Genomic DNA, 22,767 nt, shown 5'->3' on the forward strand with positions numbered 1-22,767 from the left:
CCCCGTTAGGCGGGGAAGGATATCTGTGAGTTGATGCAGGTCATCACAGTAACAATGATCGCGGTAATGATGCCACCCAGATAGGGATTTCTGGTGTGACGGTAGATCGCCCGGGTCACCAGAGGCATGACAGCCAGCGGGATCAAGGGTGTCAGCATCCAGTCTGGTATCTGTGTGTTGTTACCGAACAGGCCGTTTACTCCAGTGACGAAGAAATACCCGTATCCAACCACTGCTATAAACAGAGCCGGCAGCATGTTGAAGAATGCCAGCAGACCTATGTTGGCTGTTGAGTTCCTCCCGAATGAGGTGGAGTAATTCAGGCTATTGATGAAGACCGATGTGGTTCCGTAGGCTACAAGGAAGAAGGGCAGTAGCTTGAGCATCTCAGGAATCTTGTCAGCGGTAAATGGTCTGGCGGCCCAGTACCAGAACCGGAAATCGGAGTTGAAGAGGAACTTGCATGTGAAGATCAGCAATATAGCCAGAAGACTGACTGTCAGTGCAAGCGTTATTGTCTGCCAAAGTCTTCCTCCACCGATGGGCAGATCAAGATCCGAGACTTTAGTCCCCCTCTTTCGCGCATACAAGCGGTACCACAGAATTGTCAACGCGATCATGAATATGGCATTCAGGCAGCCCCACACACCGTAGAACAAGGGCATACCTTGTCGAAAGTAGTTGCCGATATGCTTGTCGACTTTCAGCCCGAACAACGTCAAGGCGCTGGCAACTGAGAAGGCGGTGGCCGACAGAAGGCAGACCCAAAGCCATACTGAACCTCCCTTATAGGCATCAGCTTGACGCATGCGTGCCGGTTCCTCTGAGCCGGCCTTTTTGAAGAGGCTGGTTCTGACCAGACAGAGTGTTCCAAAGACCATGAAGAGCATGAGGCCGATCAGTCCAAGAAGCCCTCCGATCATTTTGACAGGATAGATATGATTGCTGTCGGCGAGGTCGGTTTTCATGTTGAAAGCCCTAACCATGAATTGAACAGCATCGGTGCATGGCTGGGATAGGAAGAGCACTGTTCCGTGCGTCCCGTTCTCCATATAAATGACGTGTGAGGCTTGATGGCCATTGATCTGCTTGCGGTACCACCGGCCGCTGATCCCTGCAGGTGTATGGTCAGTGGGCGTGATGCCGAAGTTGAGGAAGGACCGTGCGTTATTTGATTTGAGGTACTGCGGGTTGGGCTTAATTTTGCCAGTTGACGTATCTTTTTCCTTGAAAGAGTAGTCGTCGTATTTGCCGGCGAGTACTCCTACGGTGCGCTCGCGATAGTAGTTGAAATACTTACCGTTGGTGTTCTTCTTGGCTGCTTCGACGACGTTCGTCTTGCCGGGAACATACCCGAAGGCGGCCGTCTCGTTGTCCTTATAGACAGGGTCTCGGCTGACATAAAGCACGGTCTTGATCAGTGGATGCTGGCGCTTGTTGTCGATCAGGATGGATTCATGGATGGTGTTCCCGCCTCTTGAATGCCCTGAAACCCCTATCCGATCAGCATCGACAAAGGGGAGAGAGGTGAGGTATTCCACCGTGTCATACAATCCGCGTCCGTTCACAAGCCATTCCTGGTCATTGAGAATTTCGGACTCGCCATGGCCATAAAGGTCGAAAGATACCACGACGAAACCTCTGCGAGCCCACTCAATCTGGAAATCGTCGCTTTTCTCCTTGTTGGTGTTGCCTCCGTGAGCAAAGACAATGGCAGGTGCCGGGTGCTTAGGAGAAGCCGATTTTGGCTGGAGCATATCCATGCTCAATCGGTGGCCTGAGGGCGATTCAATCTGTAGCGTCTCCTTGGTAACGTGTCCCCCATCGGTTTGAGCCAGATTGGACATAAGTCCACACGCCAGACAGAGAATTAGGGAAATGACCAGACCGATGGCCGGATTATGAATAATGTTGGTTTTTCTCATGGATTCATCCTTTTTACGATGTTCGCGTAGCCGTCCAGGATTGTTTCTTTCATTGATGATCCTCTTTGTTCATCGGATATATGGGTGCCGAAACCAGCAACGACTACGACAGGCCCAGTTTTGGTGCAAGACAGAGCACAGTAATCGTTCCCCGTTTAGATAACCGGTGATGCCTTACTGATATAGTATTACCGGTAAGGCATGACAACATGTTTTTTATGAATACCTTGGCCTTGTGGCACATTCTCAAGTACCGAGCGGATGGGCGGAATACGCCGTGGTATTAGGCTTGAACATACAACGCCGAAGAACGGCTTTACATTACAACCAAGAGTTCGTCGCCTATAATGCCAACCTTTCTCGGTTTGCATATCAACAGTTGGAGCATGGCCAGTCACGGCCTGGGAGTCCAGCCAATCCCAGTTTGATCAACATAATGGCAGTTGCTCAAGTACTTAATGTGAGCCTGGATGAGTTACTGCCTGCTCCATGGCCAGATCTTCATGCTAAGTAGTGCGGGGGTGGAGCCATTCTCAAGACAAGCCCTGCCGATAGGGTGAATGCATGAACATGGAGCATCTAAAGGAAGCAAATCCTGCCGAGTCAGCTGACAAAGCCCGGTCTGTTGAGGGCCGTCGACCGCTTGCCGTCTTCTGGGACATGGACGGAACCCTGATCGACTCAGAGCCCTACTGGCATCAGGCTGAGGTAGATCTAGCGCACAAGCATGGAGGAGACTGGAATACTGACATGGGTTGGCAGGTTTCCGGCAAGCCTCTGCCCAAAGTGGCAAGGGTGATGCGCGAGCGGGGTCTTGACCTTCCAGAGGATCAGATTCCGGATCTGTTGATCGACGGGGTGATTGCCATGGAGGAGCGTCACATGCCTTGGATTGAAGGAGTCCGTGACGTCTTGGCAGACCTAGTTGAGGCCCGCATTCCTTCGATTCTGGTCACTACCTCGCCACGCCGCATGGCTCAGGCAGTGGTCACCAAGGCTCCTGAGGGAGCTTTTGCCGACTATGTTTGCGGGGATGATGGACTGGCGCAGAAGCCGGACCCTGCCCCCTATCTGCATGCGGCCAGTCTGCTGGGCATCACTAGCCAGGATCTTATGGTCTCCTGCCTGGCTTTCGAGGATACCTTGACCGGCATCACTTCTGCTGTGGCATCGGGAGCTACCACCGTGGCCTATACCGGCACCAACCCGGTCGATACCTCATCAGGTCCTCAGTTCGCTTCGATGAATAGCTATGTTGGAGTCACCCTGGATGATCTGTCAGCACTGATCGCCAAGCGGCTCGAACGATCGGGGTCACCGGCTGCGCAGGCTTGCTGAATCAAGCTGTCTACTGCAGGGGGCGATATTTTCGGCTGGAGCCGCGCGAAGTAGCCACTGGATACCTGTCGGCCGTCCTGTGCAGTTTGTCCATGATGATTTGATCCATGTCCAGATTCAGCCGATCCGCCAGCTGGATGCAATAGGTGAGCACGTCAGCCAGTTCGTCGGCCACGTGGCCTTCATCTGCGTCCCTGGGATCATCCCCCCACTGATAGCATTCCAAGAGCTCGGCAGCTTCGATGCAGATTGATTTGGCTAGGTTGGCTGGCGTGTGGAATTGATCCCAGTCGCGCTCATGTACAAAATTCATTACTGCTCTGTCGGTTTCCTTGCTGATCATGATTTCGAGCCTATCAGTCGGCCCTCCTGCATTCAGATTGGTGTGGGTTCGTGGCATAGTGAAAACCATGGATTCATCTAGCGCGCCGCAGCCTGTGGTGATGACTCTGCCTTACAGCGATTTCAGGGATGAGGATTTTTCCAAGGCTATTGCAGAGTACAAGCAGGCGAAAGCTGATGGCAGCCAGGGCAGTAATTTGGAGGAGAGGCTGCTTGAGGAGCTGTTCCTACGATATCCCACCGTGTATATCGTCTCTGCCGACGAAAGGGACAGCAGCAAAAAGCATGGCAGTGAGCCTCCTTATGTGGTTTACGTCGGGGAAACCAACGATATCCGTTCTCGAACCAGGCAGCACATTGAGCTGGATCCACGGACCCGGACGGATTGGGAACGCTTGGTGCGATTCATGCGCAATCATCAGGACAGAGTCAGCCAGTACATCATCGGTGACCGCCATTTCAATAAGTCCTTGACTCTGGATATGGAAAATCGGCTGATGGGGTATATGCAGAGCGTCGACGCGGTCAAGCTGGTTATGAACCGTAGAACCAACGCTCAGGACATGTACTACACCAGCGACGAATTCGACAGCATCTTTTCCGAGGCTTGGCAGACTCTGCACGAAATGGAGCCCGATCTGTTCCCGGAAGAGAAGGCGATCTTGGACTCTGCCCTGTTCAAAGCCTCTCCCTTCCGCAAACTCACCGACGAACAACGGCGTGCTGAAGAGGCTGTTCTGCATGTGTTGGAGTCAGTGATTATCCAAAACCCTAGCGAGGGTTTCCACTCTATGACAGAATCGATAGGCCCGGTTCAGATTAATGGTGATGCCGATACCCAGGTCATTGTCGTTCAGGGTATGTCAGGGACTGGCAAGACCGTTTTGCTCAGCCATCTCTTCTATCAAATATGTGCGCGATATGGCATCTATGGAAACTTGAATGGCAAGGATGATAACCATTCGTCAAAGGCCAAGCAGCGTTCCTACATCATCGTCAATCAGGCCGAGCAGGCAAATGTCTATAACCAGATGGCTCTGAAGCTGGGATTGCAGAAGAAACGCGGCCAGTGCGTGGTTGGGGCTGTCCAGTTCATCAACCGGTTCAGCAAGCACACCAATCGAAATGGCCGGTCCACAGGCAGGGCAGCTGACCCCATGAATAGCGTCGATGCCAAGGCAGATGTCGTGCTGATTGACGAGGCGCACCTGCTGCTGACGCAAGGGTCGCAGAGCTACTCCGGAAGCAACCAGCTCTACGACATACTACGGCGGGCAAAAGTAGCCATCGTGGTCTTCGATCCCGAACAAGTCTTGCGTGGGTCTCAGTTCGTGGATGCCCAGGAAAGTCGGCTTCTGGGATTGACTGGTTCTGAGCATGATAAGACCTTCTCGCAACCTATGCTCATCCACGAAAAGTCACGGGACGGTCAGGCGCACGAGGATACCTTCCAGGTCAGTCATGTTCGTTTGGACCAACAGATGCGTATTCAGGCTGACCCTGCAACCTGCGCCTGGCTGGATCGGATGACAGCCAAAGATGGTGTCATTGAACCACTGCATCCAGATCCTTGGGAGCATCCTTATGAGATTAAGGTTTTTGATTCGCCCAAGGATTTAAGGGAGTTTATTCGTTATAAAGACAGGGAGCAAAGGGGAGAGGGCTCCTTGGGCCTTTGCCGACTCCTGGCCACCTATGACTGGCCTTACAGCAGCAAGAAACACCCGGATCCACTGGATTCCTCCCGTCACTGGCAGGTTGTACTGCGCCAAGGGGATTCAGGCCAGTGGGTGTGGGCCGAAGAGGGTCAGGAAGGGGATGGTGAATTCGCCATGCCTTGGAATTACGAGCTATATGAGGCGCAGGGAAACTCTGCTGCAAATCACCGGATTGCCTGGGCCGAGCTGCCCTTCACCATCGATGAGGTGGGCTCCATATTCACCATCCAAGGTTTTGACCTCAACTACGCGGGGGTCATCATTGGACCATCAGTCACTTATAGGAATGGAAAGATCAAATTCGAACCGAAGTTCAGTTGCAACACACTGGCGACTAATCATCGGTCGGAGCCAGAGATGAATCCTGTGGATAACCTTCGTCATGAGTTCAATGTGTTGCTCAAACGAGGGGTGCACGGATTGGGGCTATTCGCAGTCGATCCTGAGCTTCGGAATCGACTGGCCTGGGCAGTGGGTGGGTTCGCCCGCGTCCAGGACTGACCAGCTTAACGCGCCTACAAGGATTGAATGCCAATCAGGGGTATCATGTCCTGGGCCATGATCCATGGCCCAGGACATATTCATGAGAAAGGCGCAGGCGAGTATATGACGACGCGCAAGATCATCCTGGACTGCGATCCAGGTCATGACGATGCGGTGGCTATCCTTCTGGCAGTAGGCGATCCGCGGATCGACCTGATCGGAGTGACTACGGTTGGCGGCAACCAAAGTCTGGACAAGGTTACCTACAATGCGAGGGCTGTGCTGGAAAAGGCTCATGCGCGCCAGGTGCCGGTCCACGCCGGATGTGATAGGCCGCTAGTGCGTCCTCAGGAGGTCGCCGCCTCCATCCATGGCCAGACCGGTCTGGACGGGGTCGAGCTTCCCGAGCCTACCCGGCCGCTGGATCCTGGCCACGCTGTCGATTGGATCATCGAGACCATCATGCGCGAGGAGCCGGGCACGGTGACCCTGGTTCCCACAGGACCTTTGACCAACATCGCTATGGCCGTTCGCAAGGAACCCCGCATTGTCGACCGTGTCCGTGAGGTCGTGCTCATGGGTGGTGGCTACCATGTGGGCAACTGGAGCGCCGTCGCTGAATTCAATATCAAGGTGGATCCTGAGGCTGCGCATATCGTCTTCAACGAGCCCTGGCCGGTCACCATGGTGGGGCTGGATCTGACTCATCAGGCCCTGTGCACCCCGGAGGTCCAGCAGCGCATTGAGGGCATCGGCACCGATCTGGCCCATTTCGTCAGCGGGTTGATGGACTTCTTCCGCAAGTCCTACCAGGACAACCAGGACTTCGTGGACCCGCCTGTGCATGATCCCTGCACTGTGGCCTATCTGATCGACCCCTCTATTGTGAGCACCCGTCGTTGCCCGGTTGATGTGGAGCTGCGCGGGGACCTGACCTGCGGGATGACCGTGGCCGATCTGCGCGGCCCTGAGCCCTCTGCTGAGGACTGCCACACCCAGGTGGCTGTCAAGCTGGACTTCCAGGGATTTTGGGACCTGGTGGTCAAGGCCATCACCGCGATTGGATGAAATCAATGAAGACTTCGAACGCAGCCGCACCCAAGACCGACAAGCCCGCTGCCACGACCGCTGGTGGCTCTGGCGCTTCTATTGTCGCCTTGATGACGGCCCTGATGGCCGCCGTCTTCGCCTTCCAGCTCAACGCCTCCATGCTCTCGCCGGCCCTAACGACCATGGAAACCGAGCTCAATGCCAGCAGCTCCAGCATTGGTCTGACTCAGACGGTGTTCTTCACCTCCTGTGCCGTCTTCTCCCTCTTCCTTCCTCGGTTGGGCGATCTAGCCGGCCGCAAGAAGGTGCTGCTGGGCATGCTGAGCCTGACGGCGCTGGGATGCGTGGTCTCCGCTCTGGCTCCCAATGTGACGATGCTGATGATTGGGCGCGTCATTCAAGGAGTGGCCGGTCCGGTCGTACCCATGACCCTGATCATGCTGCATGCCGAAGTGACCGATGAGGCCCGCTACGCCAAGCTCATGGCCGTTTTGACGGCGGTCAACGGCGGCATCGGAGGCGTGGATGCCATCCTAGGCGGTTGGCTGGCCGGCACCTTCGGCTTCCGGTCGGTCTTCTGGTTCATGGTGGCCATTGCAGTGATTGCTGTCCTCCTAGTAGCAGTTTTCGCCCGCGAGAGCTATGCAGACGATCGTCCCCGCATGGACTGGGCCGGCGTGGTCTTCCTCTGCATAGCCTTCCTGGCGGCCTACCTGGCTATCAACGAGGTCGAGAAGCTGGCTCAGGCGCGCTGGATCCTGGTGGTCGTCGAGATCCTGGTTGCTGCGGTTTTCTTCATGATCTTCTGGAAAGTCGAAAGCACCACGTCGGCACCCATGGTCACCACCACCTATCTCAAGCAGCGGCGCACCTGGGGCCTTCTGCTGACGACTCTGACCACCATGGTCGGCGTCTTCGCCATCATGAACGGGATCGTTCCGGCGCTTGCTCAGGATGGCGAGGTCGGCGTCGGCTTGAAGGCCAGCATCGTCTCCTTTGCGACGCTGACCCCATATGCCCTGGTCGGTCTGGTCTTTGGCCCTGTGGCTGGGATGCTGGCCTCGCGCTTCGGCTATCTCAAGGTTCTGAGAGTCGGTCAATTGGTCAGCGTGCTGGGACTGGTCTTTGGCATCTACGTCTGCCTGGTTCCCAGCATTTGGAGCCTGGTGGCGCTCTCCCTGATCCTAGGTGTCTCCTACGCAGGGACGGCTAACATTATGCTCAATGGGCTGGGCGTGGTTCTGTCTCCTGCGGACAACACCGGCTATCTGCCGGGACTCAACGCCGGAGCCTTCAACCTGGGCTCAGGCCTGAGCTATGCGGTCCTCTATGCATGCATGAGCGGCTTGGCAGTATCCGGCGGAGCCCGTACTGGATACATTGCGGCTATGATCGGCGGCGGCGTGCTGGTGCTGATCGCCCTGGCTCTGTCCTATCTGATTCCCGATCCGGAACGAATGAATGACAGGTAATATTCCGGCCTGATAGGGGTCCTGCGGATGTACTGATTCGCAGGACCCCTTTCCATGTCTTATAGGCATCCGACTCTATGCGTATCCGACAAGGATCAAAAGTCGGGACTAGGCAGGCCAGCAACCAGTAGCGCCGAGTGTCCCGACCTTGGTCTTAGGGGCGGAAAATAGCGCCAGGAGAGGCCCTGTAAGCAGTGGGCGGGCGCGTAAACTAAGTGAGGAATTCGTTCGCCGGAGGTGACCATGCAACATCGGGTGATCGGACTGCTGAAGAACGAAACCGTCCTGGTCGTCGCGGCAGTCATCGCTCTCGTATCCTGCATCCTCATTCCTCCCGACCGGCGGTATCTTGGCTACATCCACGTCAATACCCTTACCCAGTTGGGATCCCTCATGATGGTGGTCTGCGGATTTCAGCGTATCGGGGTCTTCCATGCCATTGGTGCCGGCCTGCTGAGTCGTGTCCGCTCGGTGCGGGGCCTGGCCTTGGTGCTGGTTTCCCTGCCTTTCTTCTCCAGCATGTTCATCACCAACGATGTAGCCCTGGTCACCTTCGTGCCCTTCGCCATTGCTGTTCTCATCATGGCCGGCCTGGAAACCCATGCCCTGCTGATTGTCACTCTGATGACACTGGGTGCCAATGTGGGCAGCATGCTGACGCCCATCGGCAATGCTCACAACTTATACCTCAAGGCCCGATCCGAGATGCCTGCCGGGGAGTTCCTTCTCCTCATGGCACCTTATGCCCTGGCTGCAGCCCTGATGCTCTTCCTGTGCTGCTGGTTCGTCTTCAGGAATCAGCATCTGAATAAGTTCGAGGGCATGGATGCGCAAGAGATCCGCCGCAGCATACTAGCGCCCAGGGAGGAGGGGATACAGCCTCAGGTCAAGGAGATGCAGCAGTCCAGCGGATGGCGCATCACTGTCTACCTCCTGCTCTTTCTTGTCTGCCTGCTTGGTGTGGCCAAGCTGATTCCCCAGTGGGCCATGGTTCTGGTGGTGGCGGTGACCTTTCTGATCTGCGACAGGCGGGTCTTTCTGCATGTGGATTGGGGACTGCTCCTGACCTTCGTGGCTTTCTTCATCTTTATAGGCAATGCCAGACGGATCCCCCAGTTCTACAACCTGGTCAGCAGCCTGGTCAATATCCACCCTTTGATTACCTCGGTCCTGTGCAGCCAGGTCATCAGCAATGTGCCCACAGCCCTGCTGGTCTCAGGTTTTTCGACAGCCTGGCGCCCGATCATTCTGGGTACCAACCTGGGCGGGCTCGGCACCCTGGTTGCTTCGATGGCCTCGCTGATTTCCTACAAGGCTGTGGTCAAGCAGTATCCGGGCAAGAAAGGCGATTACCTGAAAATCTATACCGCGTTTAATCTGCTCTTCCTCGTCGTGTTGGTTGGCATGGCCCTGCTGCTGGAGTAGACTACCCCCATCAACCAGGAATGGTGCCGCTGATATTGAGAGGGAGGCAGCAACGGTGGAACCGGACCCGTGCGCGTCTAAGCCTAAGAACACAGGGATATTGGCCAGACGGAACCTTGGGGTTCTGGTCGGAATCATGGCCTTGGCCATCATGTCGAGGTTTGACTCCATCATCTCTCCTTCCGTTGCAGCCATCCAAGCATCTTTTCCTCATGCTGATCCCTCCACCGTTGAATCGGTGGTTTCTATCGGCTCTTCGGCAGCTATAGTTTCAGCTCTTTTATTTGGTCAACTCTTGACCAGAATGAGTTTCAGAACAGCTGCCTGCATCAGCTGTCTGTGTGTCGCCCTGGGCGGCTTGATGCCCTTGGTTGTGCATGGCAGCGTGAGTCAGCTTCTTCTCTTTGCTTTGGTTGTCGGGTTTGGCGTGGGTATCGCCACTACAGTCCTCCCCAGCCTGTCGGCCAGGTTCTTCCGCGGGAAGCAGTTGGCTGCGCTGATGGGGTTGGTCCTGGCTGTTCAGGATGGCTCTTCCATGCTGGTCCTTGCCCTGGGTGGTGTTCTGGCCAAGGGAGGCTGGCTGCACAACTATTGGCTCTATTTTCTGGCCTTGCCTGCCTTGGTCTTGGTCATCTTCATGGTCCCCGGAGTCGGTGCCGTCGAGGAGGAGTCGGAAAAGGCCGTAAGATCTGAGGCATCGTCTTCTTCTCAAAAAAGCGGACAATGCTGGTGGGCTACCATTTCCTGCATTCTCATTGGGTTTCTGAGCATTTTCCTGGTCGCCGTCCTGTACAACAAGCTCGCGGTCTACATAGCCAAGTATGGTTTGGGCGGCACCAGTGCAGCCGGGGTGGCCCTGATGTTCAACACGGGTTCCTCAGTCGTGATCGGGCTTAGCATCAACGGCATTAAGCGGATATGCCGGCAATGGACCATTCCGGTTGCCTTCCTTTTGATGGCCCTGGGCGCCCTGCTCTTCCTGACCACTCGCTCATTCCCGCTGGTTTGTTTATCGGCATTTCTGATTGGTTCGGGCAGTGCCATCAATATGGCCACCTGCCCCTACTATCTGTCCAATCTGACTGAGCACAAGCGCTATCCGCTGGTCATGGGGGTCTTTTCAGCCACCACCAGCCTCGGTTTTACGGCATCTACCTGGGCCTTCAAGGCTTTCTCAAAAATGTTTGGACTGGATCCGGTAACAGGCAGTTTCATAGGCATGCTGATCATCGCTCTGCTGGCTGCTGTCATGCTTGCGCTTGTTCGTTTCCAGAGCTGTGTCGAATCCCGCTACATTGAGCAATAAGCCACCCTTGAGGCTGTAGAAGTCAGAAGTGAAGGATTCTGCCCTTTCATCGCGACAGGTAGGGGTTGCCGGTGATGACAAACCTTCGTAGGGCCTCTTTGGCGTGGGATATGCCTATTCGAGGGGTTGCCGTGATGGTCTCGTCCTGGGCCAGTCCGTCGGCTGCCAGACGGATGGGTGGTTTTCTAAGATCGTGGCCATAGTTGTGCTTGTCAATGTCCAATGCCTGGCAGAGCTTGGCGGGACCGTTGGTCAGCTCCCGGTCCGGGTGACGGCCGTGTCTGTGATTGCGCAGAAGGCCCAGACCCTGCACTGGCTGGCAGGCTCGAATCAGCACCCCGGCGCCGAACCCGTCCTGCTGGCAGGAGATGTTCAGGCAGTAATGCATTCCATAGGTGAAGTAGACGTACATGTGTCCGCTGGGGCCGAAGAGGGCAGCGTTGCGCGCTGACCGCCCGTGATAGGCATGGCTGGCCGGATCATTCTGATCGTAGGCTTCGGTTTCCACGATCCGAACCCTGGCCTGTTTTCCTTCCGACTCGTAGTCCCGGATGATCAGGCAGCCCAAAAGCAGACGGGCTGCCTCCTCCACAGGGCGGTCCAGAAAGTCCGGGAAGACCAGATGATCATCCTGGCTTGAACCGGCTTTCATTCCGCCTGGTCCTTGCGGACCCAGACCGCGCGCTGGCCGCGCGATTCCGGCTGGATGCAGACAAAATTATCCTGGTGGGGCAGGGCGGCGACCTGTGGATGGTCGTGATCGTAGGGTCCCTGGGCCTGGGCGCCGCCGGCATCACCGACCTGGGCAAAGAAGTCCTCGGAGGCATCCTTGAACCAGGTCCATTCCTCTGGCAGATCCTCTTCATAGAAGATCGCCTCCACCGGGCAGACGGGCTCGCAGGCACCGCAGTCGATGCATTCGTTGGGGTTGATGTACAGGTTCCTGGGGCCCTCGTAGATGCAGTCCACCGGGCATTCGTCCACGCAGGCCTTGTCCTTGACGTCCACGCAGGGCTGGGCAATCACGTAGGTCATTGCTTTGCTCTCCTTTTTGATTGGTTGTCCGCTTTCGCTGCTTTCAGGAAGCATCCCTTTGGCGACGACAGAGGTTCCAGCGATACACGGGCTCTTTTATTCCTGGCCGCTTTGCTGCTGCCTTCCACGATTCCTTGGACCATCCCCAGATGGATCGTGCAGATAATGGGATGGGCGTTGACACTGTCCAAGAAGGGGCATGCGGTCAGAAACAGGCTCGATGAATCCGGTTCTGCCATAACCGGAGCAAAACCCAGGGTGGCCAGAGTATTCAACAGCGTCTGCGACATGCTCGAGGACACGTCCTTCTCGGCATTCGCCCCGCTTTGTCTGGCCAGGGTACGACCCCAGACCTGACCTGCTTTCAGCGCAGCCCTACCTCTGCTGTCAGCATCGGGACAGGCAGTTTCCAGTGCGGAGCAGAGCGAGGAGATCATATCCTCCCTGGCATGGTTTGTGGATATAGGGGAGTAGATGACAGACGGTCTGCCTCGACCGGCCGATCGACCTTCCCTGTCTCTTGTCTGACGGACAGCCTCGCCCTGTTCGACCAGGCGTTCAAGATGGAAACGAGCGGTCGTCGGATGGATGCCGAAGGCTGCTCCGATCTGCTGCGCAGTTAGGCCTGCACCGGTCTGTTCGGCTGCCGTATGCAGATGATCCAAAATTGCAGAGCGGATCTTCCCCCCGCTTCTGCGCCCAGAGGGGGCATGGATCCCTTGCTTAGAGGGTTGAATTTTCTGACTCATCGATTAAATTGTATAACTATTCAATCAATTATCAACCCAGGACAAGGCGGACAGACCCATGCAGGATGACCCAAAGATGCGCAAGTCCGGCGGCAGGACGGCCTTGCCCAGGTCCAGGATGGCCCTCCTCATCGGCGCAGGTCTGGCTGCATTGCTTGGCCTTGTTGCGGCGCTGATTCGCGCGGATCTGATTCACCCTTCAGGCAGGGTGCCGCTGGCTGACCTGCACGGCGGGCTCATGGTCTATGGGTTTTTGGGCGCAGCCATTGGCCTGGAGAGGGCAGTGGCCTACCGCAGCGGCGGATCCAGCAAACCCTCCTGGGGATTTTTTGCTCCTGCCTTGGGCTTGCTGGGGTCTCTGCTCTGCCTGCTGTCGTTGATGGTTTCAAGCCATGGTGATGCCCCAGCATGGGTCAGGGTGGAGCTTTTTGGCGGCATTCCGTGGACTTTGTCCATGTTGGTCCTGACAGCCATGTTCTTGGCCATCTGGCGTCGGCAGCCTTCTGCAGAGGTGCTCATACAGGTCCTCGGATCCCTGGTTGGTCTGGTCGGAGCTGCTGCATGGGTTGCAGGATTGGACGCCTCGGTTCTGGCCCCAACCTGGCTCTTCTTTCTTATTCTGACCATCGTGGGGGAGCGGGTGGAGCTGGCCAGGGCGGTCTTTTCGGATATTCGTCTTGAATCGGGAATCCTGGGTCTGAGCCTCCTGACAGTCCTGATGCTGCCGATCCAAGCCATGGCGCCTTCGGTCGGCTATCCGCTTCTGGGGCTGTCGCTGGGACTGCTCCTCCTGGTCATGGCCAGTCATGATGTGGCCAAGGGCACCTTCCGTCATGGCGGTCTGCCAGGATTCATGGGCACCTGCATGCTGTCGGCCTACGCCTGGGGACTTCTGGCTGCCCTCATCTGGATGGCGGCGCCCTTGGACTCCAGCACCTACTGGGGGGATATGGCGCTGCATGCCTTGGCTATCGGATTCATCATGACCATGGTCATCGCCCATGTCTGCATGATCGTCCCCTCGGTCATCCGCAGGCCCCTGCCCTTTCACCCGCTCCTCTGGGTTGCCTGGGCGCTTATGCAGGTTGGCTTGCTGATCAGGCTCCTTGGAACCATCCGGCTCTACACGCCCTTATGGAAGGCGGGGAACCTGCTGAATGTCCTGGGAATCCTCTCCATGATGCTGACCGTGGTGTACCTGGCCACTCGCGGCAAGCAGATCCTGGCATCCAAACGCTACCGTCGTCGCCAGCCTGAGGTTTCGCAAACCGAACAAGTGGGAACCCTGGCCCTAAGAACGGATCTGGTTGCCACTTCCGCTACCGTGCTGGTCCTGGTGGCCGCCGTGGTCTTGATGGCTCTGCGGCCGACGCTGGCTGTCCCGGTCGGGGCGGCACCTAGTGCCGGAGGCGTCCAGGAGGCATCGTCAAAGAGCGTCCAGCCGACGGGTCACACCAGCAGAGCAACGATCAAGGTAAAAGGGATGGCCTTTGTGCCGGATACCATCACCATCGATGCAGGAGACCGGCTGATTGTAGATTTTAGGAACACCGGAGATCAGCGGCACGACTTGGTTTTCGCCAATGGCAAGAGCACAGGGTCAGTTCCGGTAGGCCAGAGCGTCTCGGTCGACGTGGGGGTCCTAGGCGGGGACACATTGGGATGGTGCTCGCTGGCAGGACACCGCCAGATGGGCATGGAGCTCAAGATCAAAACCAGGGGTGGAATTGTTTCCGGGCAAGGTCAGTCATCAGCTGGGAAGGTGGCCCTAAGCCATGTCCCTTCAGCCGCCAAGCTCAAGTCGCAGGCTGAGAAGAGCGACCCCGCCAAGGCCGCTCTTCCATCCTTGGATGGTCAGGGGAGGGCTGGAACCAGAAAATACACACTGGATATCAAGGAACGCAAGGAAAAGGTGGCTGCGGGGCTTGAGCGCACGGTCTGGAGCTTCGACGACGCGAACGATTCGCGGGATAGCGGATCGCGCCCTTTGGCTCAGGGTCCGGTGTTAAGGGGCCGTGTGGGAGACACTTTTGAAGTCACCATCAGGAACAAGGGAAGCATGAGCCATTCCATCGACTTTCATGCCGGTCCGGCCGTCCCTCAGACCATGATGCGCAACATAGAGCCGGGCAAGGAGCTCCTGTACACCTTCACCGCTGATCGGGCTGGCATTTGGATGTACCACTGCAGCAGCGACCCCATGTCAAACCACATAGCCAACGGCATGTATGGGGCTGTGGTTGTCGATGACGGCACGCTGCCGCCCGTGGCTGCTGAATATGTTCTGGTTCAGTCCGAAATTTATCTGGGGTCCAATGGAGGGGCTGCCGATGCGGAAAAGGTAGCGGCCATGAACCCGGATATCATGACTTTCAACGGACGGGCTTTTCAATATGACGCTCATCCCCTCAAGCTGGAAAAGGGGCAAAGGGTCCGCATCTGGGTTCTGGACGCCGGACCCAACCAGCCGCTGTCCTTCCATATTGTGGGAACCCAGTTCGATACGGTCTGGACTGAGGGACGCTATCTGATAGGCGGAGGCGCAGGAGGGAATTCCGCTGCTGCCTCATCCTCATCAGCGGGAGCCCAGGTCCTGCCCCTGCTGCCGGCCCAAGGCGGGTTTGTGGAGCTCAAGGTCGATCAGCCTGGCGACTATTCCATAGTCAACCACGTCATGAGCCTGGCTGAGAAGGGCGCCCATGGCATTCTTCGGGTGTCGTGACGCGAACAATCAACGTCCTGTATAAGGCAAGCGAACGTGCCTTGTTCGCAAACGGATTCCTGCCGGGCTGCGGGACTGGTTCGACCCTCAATTGTGCAAAGGCAAGTCCCTAAGTTCTGGCTTGTGTCCTTTCTTTGCCTGACCGCCCTTCTGTCTTAAGGCGGGTGAGTCGTGCATGAGGTAAGGAATACTGCAATGGCGAGATGCACAGAACATGAAGCCTCCCTGTGCCCGGGCAACAGCAGGGAGTGCTATTGGTGACCCCGGAGAGATTCGAACTCTCGACCTACAGATTAGAAGTCAGTTGCTCTATCCAGCTGAGCTACGGGGCCAAACCCTTTCATTGTACCCGCCTGGGTCCACCGGCGGGTCAGATCCATGAAGCCTGGTCGGCAAGGGCATCCGATATGGCACGGGTCATTGCAGGAACAGTCATGCCATACCTTTCCAGCAGGGCGGCCTGGGGAACTCGGTCCTTGAACTCCTTGGCCGCTCCGAAGGCCAGGGTGCGAACCCGACTCGGTCCGTAGTAGGCAGCCACCGCCTGTCCCCAGCCGCCATCCAGCTGACCATCCTCGATGGTGACCACCAGGGAGTGGGTGCTGGCCAGGGCATCCAGGGTCTGCTCGTCCAAGCGGTCATAGCGATGCGGATCCACCAGTGTGGGTTTCAGCCCCAGGGACGCTTTCAAGGAATCAGCCAGGTCACGACCCAGGGGCAGGGCATCGCCGAGAGCTAGCAGGGCCACTGTCCTGCCTTGCTGCAGGATACGGTAACGGTCCCATGGCTGGCCTGCGGTCGTGGAATCGGATTTTACCGGCGCTATCGGCTTACCTGCGCGTTCTGTCGCCAGCGTGCGCTCGCCGGGCACCCTGATGACCACCGGCTGCCGGGCCGGGCCAGTGGCCCAGGCCAGCATGTCCAAGAACTCAGCCCCGCTGGTCGGAGCCAGGCAGGTCAGTCCGGGGATGCCTCGCATCATGACCATGTCGGCCGTGCCTGAGTGTGTGGCATCGGTTTTGGCAACGCCAGTGGAAAAGACCAGCAGGGTCACCGCACTGCCGTTCAAGGCCATCTCCTGCTCGATCTGGTCGTAGGCCCTCTGGAAGAAGGTGGCTGAGGTGGCGACTACAGGTGTGCCTCCGGCCTTGGCGATGCCCGCGGCATAGGCTATCGCATGGGATTCGGCGATGCCCACGTCCCGGTAGTGGTTTCCGGCCCGTTGGCGGAAGTCGGGATCGATGCCATTGGACAGCGGCGTAGCGGGGGAGATGACCGTCAGGCCCGGCTCTTGAGAGAACCTGGCCTCCAGGGCCTGCATGGCCATTCTTCCGTAGGTCTTTCGTGAGTTGGGCAGACGGTTAAGGGAGTCCAAGCCGTCCTGCCAGTGGTTGGCTTCCACCGGACCCTCGGCGGGCAAATCCGGCAGGGAAGTCATATGAGCTGTTTGCCCATCGCTCTGGGCCATCGAAGTCGATCCTATCTGTCCTTGGCTGCCCTGGCCCAGTCCCAGGCCCTTGCGGGTATGGATATGAACCACCACCGGATGATCAGTGTCTTTGACCTGACGGAAGGCCTCGATCAGATCCTCGATTCGGTTGCCCTCCTCCACGTAGCGGTAGTCCAGCCCAAGGGCGCGGAAGGGATTGTCTGAGCTGCATCCCCCGCTGGCACGCAGGGCCGCCAGGCTCTTGTATAGCCCCCCGTGGTTCTCGGCGATGGACATTTCGTTGTCATTGACCACAATGATCAGGTTGCCGCCCTGCTCAGCAGCCCAGTCCAGCCCCTCGAAGGCTGGCCCGCTGCTCAGGGAGCCGTCCCCGATCAAGGCGATGATGTTGGCCTTGCCTCCGGTCGCATCCCGCTGGGCGGCCATTCCGCAGGCCAGGCCGATGGAGGTGCCGGTGTGCCCCAGCATGAAGTCGTCGTAGGGGCTCTCCTTGGGCGAGGTGAATCCGGAAAGATCCTTCTGAGACTCAGGGTCCGTGTAGAACCGGCGCCGGCCGGTCAGGATCTTGTGCGTGTAGGCCTGATGGGAGACGTCAAAGATCAGATGATCATGAGGCATATCGAAGACGTAGTGCAGGGCGATGATGGGCTCGATGGTGGCCAGGTTGGAACCCAGGTGGCCGCCGTGACGTCGACAGAAGCTGATCAGCAGCTGACGGATCTCGTCGGCCAGTCGATTCAGCTCTTCCAAGGAGAGAACCTTCAGATCCTTTGGGGAGTCGATGCTGTCCAGAAGCTTGCCCATAACCCTCCTGTCGGTTTCTGTAATGCAATCCAATGATTCTAGGTCTGGGGCGGCGGTTTGGAACCGCTGTAAGCCCGATGTTCACCAGGCCCGGCCTTTACATCCATAGGACCGTCACGATTGGCCGGCTTCTCCCCGGCCTTGCGTAGTATCGGATGTGCATGAACATTGGAGGGCCGATGGCTGACAATACACATGAAGGGGCACGCGTCGCAGTGATCATGGGATCATCGAGCGACTGGGAGACGATGAAGGAAGCCTGTCGGATGCTGGACCGGTTCGCTATCGTCTACACCAAGGAGGTCATCTCCGCCCATCGCACACCTGGGCGCATGGCGGAGTTCGCGCATCAGGCCCGAAGCCAGGGCATAGGGGTCATCATCGCCGGGGCCGGAGGAGCAGCCCATCTGCCTGGGATGGTGGCGGCCCAGACCACGCTGCCGGTCATCGGAGTGCCAGTGAAGTCCCATGCATTGAGCGGGGTTGATTCACTCCTGTCCATCGTGCAGATGCCTGCCGGCATTCCTGTAGCGACTACGGCTATTGGGGCGTCCGGGGCTACCAACGCCGGCCTGCTGGCGGCTTCGATTCTCTCCATCAATGATCCGAGGCTGGCTCAGGCCCTGGATGACTACCGTGCCGGGCTGGCCCGATCCGTGGAGGCTTCCAATGCCAAGCTTGTCTGAGGAGACCAAGGGAAGAATCGATCACCTGGAGCCGGGATCCGTCATCGGGATCGTCGGCGGCGGCCAGCTGGGACGGATGATGGCTCTGAGTGCCCGCTACCACGGATTCCGCATCGGTGTGCTGGATCCCACGCCCGATGCTCCCGCGGCCCAGGTGGCCGATTTTCAGGAGACGGCCGACTATGGCGACCTCGAGGCCCTCAAGCGGCTTGCCGACCGCAGCGATGTGCTTACCTACGAATTCGAGAACGTGGATGCCGACGCACTGGACCAGGTGAGGGACCGTGTGGCCATCCCCCAGGGGACCGACCTGCTCAGGGTCACCCAGGACCGCGTTCACGAGAAGACCTTTATCAACCGCCATGGCATCGATACCGCCCCTTGGAGGCAGGTTGACAGTCTTGATCAGCTTGACGCAGCCCTGAAGGAGCTGGGAATGCCCGCTGTGCTCAAGACACGAACCGGCGGCTATGATGGTCACGGCCAGGCGGTCCTGCGCACCAAGGAGGATCTGCAGGCCTTGCAGGCGCGTATGAAGGGTCGGGACTTCCCGCCCTCCGTGTTGGAGGGGTTCGTGGACTTTGCCTTCGAGGCCTCCATTTTGGTCTCGGGCAACGGGAAGGATTACGTGACCTTCCCCATGGTCCGCAACGAGCATCGTCACAACATCCTGCACATGACTCTGGCACCGGCAAAGGTCGATCCCGGGATGGCTGACCGGGCGCGTGACATGGCCCTGACCCTGGCTGACGGCTTCAAGCTGGCCGGGACCTTGGCCCTTGAGCTCTTCGTCATGCCCGATGGCGGTCTGGTGGTCAACGAGTTGGCCCCGCGCCCCCATAATTCCGGTCACTACACCATCGAGGCCTGCTCCATGGACCAGTTCGATGCCCACGTCCGAGGCATCGCCGGGTGGCCCTTGCCGAATCCGCGCCTGCTCAGCCCGGCGGTCATGGTCAACGTTCTGGGACAGCATGTGGCCCCGGTCAGGCGGCTGCTGGGTGAACATCCCGAATGGTTCCTGCATGATTACGGCAAAGCCGAAGTGCGCACCGACCGCAAGATGGGGCACCTGACGGTGCTGACCGACGATCCGGAGCAGACTGCACAGGACCTGGAAGCCACAGGCTGCTGGTCCGACCTGGACTGAACCGAATCCTCACATCTGTCCCGGCAATCCGGATGTAGGCTTGGTGGAGCCCAAGGAGTGTGTCTAATCATGAACGCTGGCTCATCCGTCGGCCGCCGGACGCGGCAGAAGAACGCCATCTGGAAGGTTCTTCAGGCCCAGAATGACTTTGTTTCAGCCAAGGAGCTGCACAGGCTCCTTGGCGATTCAGGCCAGCGAATCGGCCTGGCCACGGTCTATCGGCAGCTGGCTTCCCTGCACATCTCCGGCAGCCTGGACTGCATTGAGCACGGAGGCATCCGCCTCTACCGGGTCTGCTTGGCCCAGCGTAGGCACCACCATCATCTGGTCTGTGAACGCTGCGGCAGGACCGTGGAGATCAGCCCGCCGGACGATGGCTGGCTGAAGGCCGTGGCGTCTGAACATGGCTTTACGGTCTCCTCGCACACCTTGGAGGTCTACGGCCTGTGCAGCAGCTGTCGAGACCGCTCCGGTCAGGCAGACGTCAGTGATCCTCCCGGCCCTTGGGCATGATGGTCTTGATGGCATCCCAGGCCTGCGAAGCCTTGAGATTGGGCAGGTAGGCCTGGACTACAGCCAGTCCGATCTGAGCCAGCTGAGCCGGGTCGGGATAGCAGATATAGACCGGGTGCTCGCTGGGCTGGAACTTCTTCTTAAAGAAGAAGAGCGAGCGGAAGCCATAGGCCGGCTCCATCAGGTCGGCCACCAGGTGAAGAGCGTGCTGCAGGAAGGCGGTCCGATCTTCGCCCTGACCATCGTCATCGTCTTCGCTGCTGTCCATGCCGGCCAGGGGAGCGGCCGATAGGCTCATGAATTCCGCCGTCCCCTGGTCGCGCAGCCGTTCGGCCATCCGTGCTATCAGGAACTCCATGATCCCGTTGGGACTGTCGGTCCTGTGCCGCATGAAGTCCAGGGTCCATCCAATTACCTGGCCCTGGCGGTAGGTGGGCATCCAGCTGGTCACGGCCAGCACCTTGCCCTGGTCGTCCACGGCGTAGAGGATGGCCATGCGCGGGTCCCTCAGCTCATCCAGGCCGCCCAGGGTGAACTTCATCTCGGGCAGGGCCTTGAGTTCGGCCCACTGCTCGGAGATATCCACGATCTGCGATTGGACATCCCAGGAGGCATCGTTGAATGTGGTCAGCACGTCCGTGATCTTGTCGCGCTTGGCCTTGTTGATGGCTGTGCGAATGTCCTGCCACTTCTTGCCCTTGGTCTGCCAAAGACTGGGGGTGACCACCATCTCCGAGCCAACTGTCAGGGTGGACCAGCCGCGGGAGGCGAGCAGATCGCGTTGGGGCTTGTGGACGCTGTAGAAGACCGGTGACCAGGAGTGGGCGCTGCAGAAGCGTGCGAATCCGTCCAGATCATCCGCATATTCGTCAGGGTCGCCGAATGGTCCAGTGGTGGTCAGGGCTATGCCGTGCAAAAGCCGGTAGGCGATGGCCGAGCGCCCGCTGGGAGAGAACCAGTAGCTGTTGCCCTCCCAGGTGGTCATGAAGGACATGCTCTCGCCCCCATACTCGACCAGACGATCGGCCTCCTGGCGCTCGCTGCCGTTCTGGATGACCGAGCTGCGCATCCAGGAGAGCAGAACCACCAGGACCGCCAGCCAGAAGATCAGCCCCACCCCATGGCTGACGATCATCCCGGTGGGCGTGCGTGGGACCAGGGCTGGGCGGAAGCGCGAGGCCACACCATTGGGCAGGTAGAGTTCGGGCAGCTGGGAGAGGGCCCTGCCGGTGGTGGGCCAGGGGTGGAAGGACCCGGGGCTTGCGGCAGTGAAGGTCAGATAGCCCATGGCTGTGGCCAGGAAGGCCAGGACGATGGCTGCCCAGCCCACCTGCAAGCGCGAGGCCTTGGTCCGTACCAGGAAGATGCGCAGGTTGCGTGCCAGGAACCAGTTGAGAATCAGCGGCGGCAGGGTGATGATCAGCAGGGAGGGCAGGGCGCCGTGGTGGATGACCCGTGGCAGGCCGTCTCCGATGGTCAGGGGGAAGACCAGGAAATAGAGTATGGCCAGGATGATGGTCAGGGTGTTGAGGACCAGACCGGTGACAGCGGCAACCCGGCGGCCATGGTAGATGCCCCAGGCCACCACCAGCAGTACCAGGGTGGGCATGATCAGGGACGAAGCGCCGGTGGGTGCTCGGCCGGCGACCAGACCGTACTGGGCGTAGCAGCTGGCCTGGTTGTTCTCGGCCAGGCAGCGGGACAGGGCAGCGCTGCCGCCAGGGTCCGAACCCAGGAACATGCCCAGCGGGGTGAAGAATCCTGCGCGGATCCTGGAGGAGACGGTGACCAGGGGGCCGAGAGCTAGAACCGTGGAAATGGCCCCCAGCAGGTGGCGGGTCTCATAGGAGCCGCTGTGGCCATGCGGATTGGCGTCCTGGACCGGTCCGTGCCAGAGGTGGCCGGTCAAGTGGCCGATCAGCGCTGCAGCCAGGGCGCAATAGTAGCCGGGGTTGCCGGTATACAGCACCATCAGTATCAAGGCCGTGTAGCCTATTGTGGCGATCCTGCGTCGCCAGAGGAAGTCGCTGAAGGGGATGGAGGCCATCAGGGATCCGACCACCAGGATGATGGGGCTGAGCGTCATGGGCACTCGGATGAACCAGGCCCAATGGTCCTGGAGTGCATTGATCAGGGTGCAGATGATCAGCCCGACAGCCGCGCCGCCTATCGCGCTGATGACTGATGCCAGCACGGTGCGCCTGCGACCCAGTCGGGTCTCGGCGATGCACAGCATGACCAGCACCAGCGCCACATCTATGATCAGTTGCAGGGGGCCAGGGGTGATGACCAAGGATACCAGCAGCCGTGCGAACTGGACCAGAAGCGAGGGGCGGCCCTGGCCGTGGACCGGATGCGGAACCTGGTGAATGATCAGGTCTGACAGCGGCATGCCCAGCCGTGTCCTGCCGGGGATGCGCAGCAGCCAGATCAGCAGCCAGGTGATCAGGTTGAGCAGGACCAGCGCAAGGCTGAAAGCCAGTGCAAGAGCGTGACGTCTGACCCATCTGGTCAGGTCCCGCAGAAGCACGGTCTTGGCCGAAGGCTCCATCAGCCTGGATCCTTTATTTGTTGTCTCCATGATTGCGGCGGCTCTTTC

At 58.5% G+C, this 22,767-nt stretch carries 17 protein-coding genes and 1 tRNA gene; 10 read left to right on the top strand and 8 right to left on the bottom strand.

The genetic code is table 11. The features are described from left to right. Window positions 1-5 precede the first annotated feature (5 nt). Window positions 6-1,925, bottom strand: coding sequence for an alpha/beta hydrolase (locus tag ACUIAH_RS00420; RefSeq protein WP_445341012.1), 1,920 nt, complete (start codon window positions 1,923-1,925; stop codon window positions 6-8). Between the two features lie 564 nt (window positions 1,926-2,489). Between ACUIAH_RS00420 and ACUIAH_RS00425 the strand changes: the two genes are divergently transcribed. Next, window positions 2,490-3,263: an HAD family hydrolase gene (locus ACUIAH_RS00425; RefSeq protein WP_445341013.1), complete on the top strand. Its 774-nt coding sequence runs from the start codon at window positions 2,490-2,492 to the stop codon at window positions 3,261-3,263. A 10-nt stretch (window positions 3,264-3,273) separates the two neighbouring features. Here the strand turns inward: ACUIAH_RS00425 and ACUIAH_RS00430 are convergent, their stop codons facing one another. Then, complete coding sequence (locus ACUIAH_RS00430) at window positions 3,274-3,576, bottom strand: nucleotide pyrophosphohydrolase (protein ID WP_445341014.1); 303 nt, start codon at window positions 3,574-3,576, stop codon at window positions 3,274-3,276. A 97-nt stretch (window positions 3,577-3,673) separates the two neighbouring features. On the opposite strand from ACUIAH_RS00430, the gene ACUIAH_RS00435 reads away from it, so the two are divergent. From ACUIAH_RS00435 to ACUIAH_RS00455, 5 genes are all read left to right on the top strand, one after another. After that, window positions 3,674-5,824, top strand: a complete 2,151-nt coding sequence (locus tag ACUIAH_RS00435) for a DNA/RNA helicase domain-containing protein (RefSeq protein WP_445341592.1) — start codon at window positions 3,674-3,676, stop codon at window positions 5,822-5,824. 105 nt (window positions 5,825-5,929) lie between these two features. Next, the gene (uriH, locus tag ACUIAH_RS00440) at window positions 5,930-6,874 is read left to right on the top strand and encodes a uridine-preferring nucleoside hydrolase UriH (RefSeq protein ID WP_046323844.1); all 945 of its coding nucleotides are present in this window, start codon (window positions 5,930-5,932) and stop codon (window positions 6,872-6,874) included. 92 nt (window positions 6,875-6,966) lie between these two features. After that, window positions 6,967-8,328, top strand: coding sequence for a uridine transporter UriT (gene uriT / locus ACUIAH_RS00445; RefSeq protein ID WP_445341593.1), 1,362 nt, complete (start codon window positions 6,967-6,969; stop codon window positions 8,326-8,328). A 243-nt stretch (window positions 8,329-8,571) separates the two neighbouring features. After that, window positions 8,572-9,753 (top strand): SLC13 family permease, encoded by a 1,182-nt coding sequence (locus tag ACUIAH_RS00450; protein ID WP_445341015.1) that lies wholly within the window; start codon window positions 8,572-8,574, stop codon window positions 9,751-9,753. Window positions 9,754-9,889: 136 nt separating this feature from the next. Continuing rightward, complete coding sequence (locus ACUIAH_RS00455) at window positions 9,890-11,059, top strand: MFS transporter (protein WP_445341016.1); 1,170 nt, start codon at window positions 9,890-9,892, stop codon at window positions 11,057-11,059. Window positions 11,060-11,105: 46 nt separating this feature from the next. On the opposite strand, the gene ACUIAH_RS00460 is transcribed toward ACUIAH_RS00455, so the two are convergent. The 3 genes from ACUIAH_RS00460 to ACUIAH_RS00470 are packed head-to-tail and all read right to left on the bottom strand — an operon-like array spanning window position 11,106 to window position 12,843. Beyond that, complete coding sequence (locus ACUIAH_RS00460) at window positions 11,106-11,711, bottom strand: DNA-3-methyladenine glycosylase (RefSeq protein ID WP_445341017.1); 606 nt, start codon at window positions 11,709-11,711, stop codon at window positions 11,106-11,108. Beyond that, the gene (gene fdxA, locus ACUIAH_RS00465; RefSeq protein ID WP_045924685.1) at window positions 11,708-12,094 is read right to left on the bottom strand and encodes a ferredoxin; all 387 of its coding nucleotides are present in this window, start codon (window positions 12,092-12,094) and stop codon (window positions 11,708-11,710) included. The genes ACUIAH_RS00460 and fdxA overlap by 4 nt, the downstream gene beginning before the upstream one ends. After that, on the bottom strand, window positions 12,091-12,843 hold the full coding sequence (locus ACUIAH_RS00470) for a helix-turn-helix transcriptional regulator (RefSeq protein ID WP_445341018.1): 753 nt from the start codon (window positions 12,841-12,843) through the stop codon (window positions 12,091-12,093). The genes fdxA and ACUIAH_RS00470 overlap by 4 nt, the downstream gene beginning before the upstream one ends. Before the next feature lie 58 nt (window positions 12,844-12,901). Here ACUIAH_RS00470 and ACUIAH_RS00475 point away from each other — a divergent pair, with 58 nt between their 5' ends. Further along, the gene (locus ACUIAH_RS00475; RefSeq protein WP_445341019.1) at window positions 12,902-15,565 is read left to right on the top strand and encodes a multicopper oxidase domain-containing protein; all 2,664 of its coding nucleotides are present in this window, start codon (window positions 12,902-12,904) and stop codon (window positions 15,563-15,565) included. 255 nt (window positions 15,566-15,820) lie between these two features. Here the strand turns inward: ACUIAH_RS00475 and ACUIAH_RS00480 are convergent. Both ACUIAH_RS00480 and ACUIAH_RS00485 read right to left on the bottom strand, forming a co-directional pair. Continuing rightward, window positions 15,821-15,897 (bottom strand) — tRNA-Arg (locus ACUIAH_RS00480). Window positions 15,898-15,935: 38 nt separating this feature from the next. Further along, window positions 15,936-17,819 carry a 1-deoxy-D-xylulose-5-phosphate synthase gene (locus ACUIAH_RS00485; protein WP_445341020.1) on the bottom strand — a complete coding sequence of 628 codons (1,884 nt, stop codon included), beginning with the start codon at window positions 17,817-17,819 and terminating at the stop codon, window positions 15,936-15,938. A 179-nt stretch (window positions 17,820-17,998) separates the two neighbouring features. Between ACUIAH_RS00485 and purE the strand changes: the two genes are divergently transcribed. From purE to ACUIAH_RS00500, 3 genes are all read left to right on the top strand, one after another. Then, window positions 17,999-18,505 (top strand): 5-(carboxyamino)imidazole ribonucleotide mutase, encoded by a 507-nt coding sequence (gene purE / locus ACUIAH_RS00490; protein WP_313835669.1) that lies wholly within the window; start codon window positions 17,999-18,001, stop codon window positions 18,503-18,505. Next, the gene (purK, locus tag ACUIAH_RS00495) at window positions 18,489-19,655 is read left to right on the top strand and encodes a 5-(carboxyamino)imidazole ribonucleotide synthase (protein WP_445341021.1); all 1,167 of its coding nucleotides are present in this window, start codon (window positions 18,489-18,491) and stop codon (window positions 19,653-19,655) included. Before purE ends, purK begins: the two co-directional genes overlap by 17 nt. 69 nt (window positions 19,656-19,724) lie before the next feature. Next, the gene (locus tag ACUIAH_RS00500) at window positions 19,725-20,168 is read left to right on the top strand and encodes a Fur family transcriptional regulator (RefSeq protein ID WP_045924680.1); all 444 of its coding nucleotides are present in this window, start codon (window positions 19,725-19,727) and stop codon (window positions 20,166-20,168) included. Here ACUIAH_RS00500 and ACUIAH_RS00505 read toward each other — a convergent pair. Continuing rightward, the gene (locus tag ACUIAH_RS00505; protein ID WP_445341022.1) at window positions 20,140-22,749 is read right to left on the bottom strand and encodes a bifunctional lysylphosphatidylglycerol flippase/synthetase MprF; all 2,610 of its coding nucleotides are present in this window, start codon (window positions 22,747-22,749) and stop codon (window positions 20,140-20,142) included. The two genes, ACUIAH_RS00500 and ACUIAH_RS00505, sit on opposite strands and share 29 nt — an antisense overlap. Window positions 22,750-22,767: the final 18 nt, after the last annotated feature.

The organism is Bifidobacterium sp. ESL0820, assembly GCF_052606235.1.

Excerpts from the sequence above, each read along its gene's own strand:
- ACUIAH_RS00455 (WP_445341016.1), top strand. The coding sequence starts at position 9,890 with ATGGCCTTGGCCATCATGTCGAGGTTTGACTCCATCATCTCTCCTTCC.
- ACUIAH_RS00470 (WP_445341018.1), bottom strand. The coding sequence starts at position 12,843 with ATGAGTCAGAAAATTCAACCCTCTAAGCAAGGGATCCATGCCCCCTCT.
- uriH (WP_046323844.1), top strand. The coding sequence starts at position 5,930 with ATGACGACGCGCAAGATCATCCTGGACTGCGATCCAGGTCATGACGAT.
- uriT (WP_445341593.1), top strand. The coding sequence starts at position 6,967 with ATGACGGCCCTGATGGCCGCCGTCTTCGCCTTCCAGCTCAACGCCTCC.
- ACUIAH_RS00460 (WP_445341017.1), bottom strand. The coding sequence starts at position 11,711 with ATGAAAGCCGGTTCAAGCCAGGATGATCATCTGGTCTTCCCGGACTTT.
- ACUIAH_RS00475 (WP_445341019.1), top strand. The coding sequence starts at position 12,902 with ATGCAGGATGACCCAAAGATGCGCAAGTCCGGCGGCAGGACGGCCTTG.
- ACUIAH_RS00425 (WP_445341013.1), top strand. The coding sequence starts at position 2,490 with ATGAACATGGAGCATCTAAAGGAAGCAAATCCTGCCGAGTCAGCTGAC.
- fdxA (WP_045924685.1), bottom strand. The coding sequence starts at position 12,094 with ATGACCTACGTGATTGCCCAGCCCTGCGTGGACGTCAAGGACAAGGCC.
- ACUIAH_RS00435 (WP_445341592.1), top strand. The coding sequence starts at position 3,674 with ATGGATTCATCTAGCGCGCCGCAGCCTGTGGTGATGACTCTGCCTTAC.
- ACUIAH_RS00450 (WP_445341015.1), top strand. The coding sequence starts at position 8,572 with ATGCAACATCGGGTGATCGGACTGCTGAAGAACGAAACCGTCCTGGTC.
- ACUIAH_RS00420 (WP_445341012.1), bottom strand. The coding sequence starts at position 1,925 with ATGAGAAAAACCAACATTATTCATAATCCGGCCATCGGTCTGGTCATT.
- purE (WP_313835669.1), top strand. The coding sequence starts at position 17,999 with ATGGCTGACAATACACATGAAGGGGCACGCGTCGCAGTGATCATGGGA.
- ACUIAH_RS00430 (WP_445341014.1), bottom strand. The coding sequence starts at position 3,576 with ATGAATTTTGTACATGAGCGCGACTGGGATCAATTCCACACGCCAGCC.
- purK (WP_445341021.1), top strand. The coding sequence starts at position 18,489 with ATGCCAAGCTTGTCTGAGGAGACCAAGGGAAGAATCGATCACCTGGAG.
- ACUIAH_RS00485 (WP_445341020.1), bottom strand. The coding sequence starts at position 17,819 with ATGGGCAAGCTTCTGGACAGCATCGACTCCCCAAAGGATCTGAAGGTT.
- ACUIAH_RS00505 (WP_445341022.1), bottom strand. The coding sequence starts at position 22,749 with ATGGAGACAACAAATAAAGGATCCAGGCTGATGGAGCCTTCGGCCAAG.
- ACUIAH_RS00500 (WP_045924680.1), top strand. The coding sequence starts at position 19,725 with ATGAACGCTGGCTCATCCGTCGGCCGCCGGACGCGGCAGAAGAACGCC.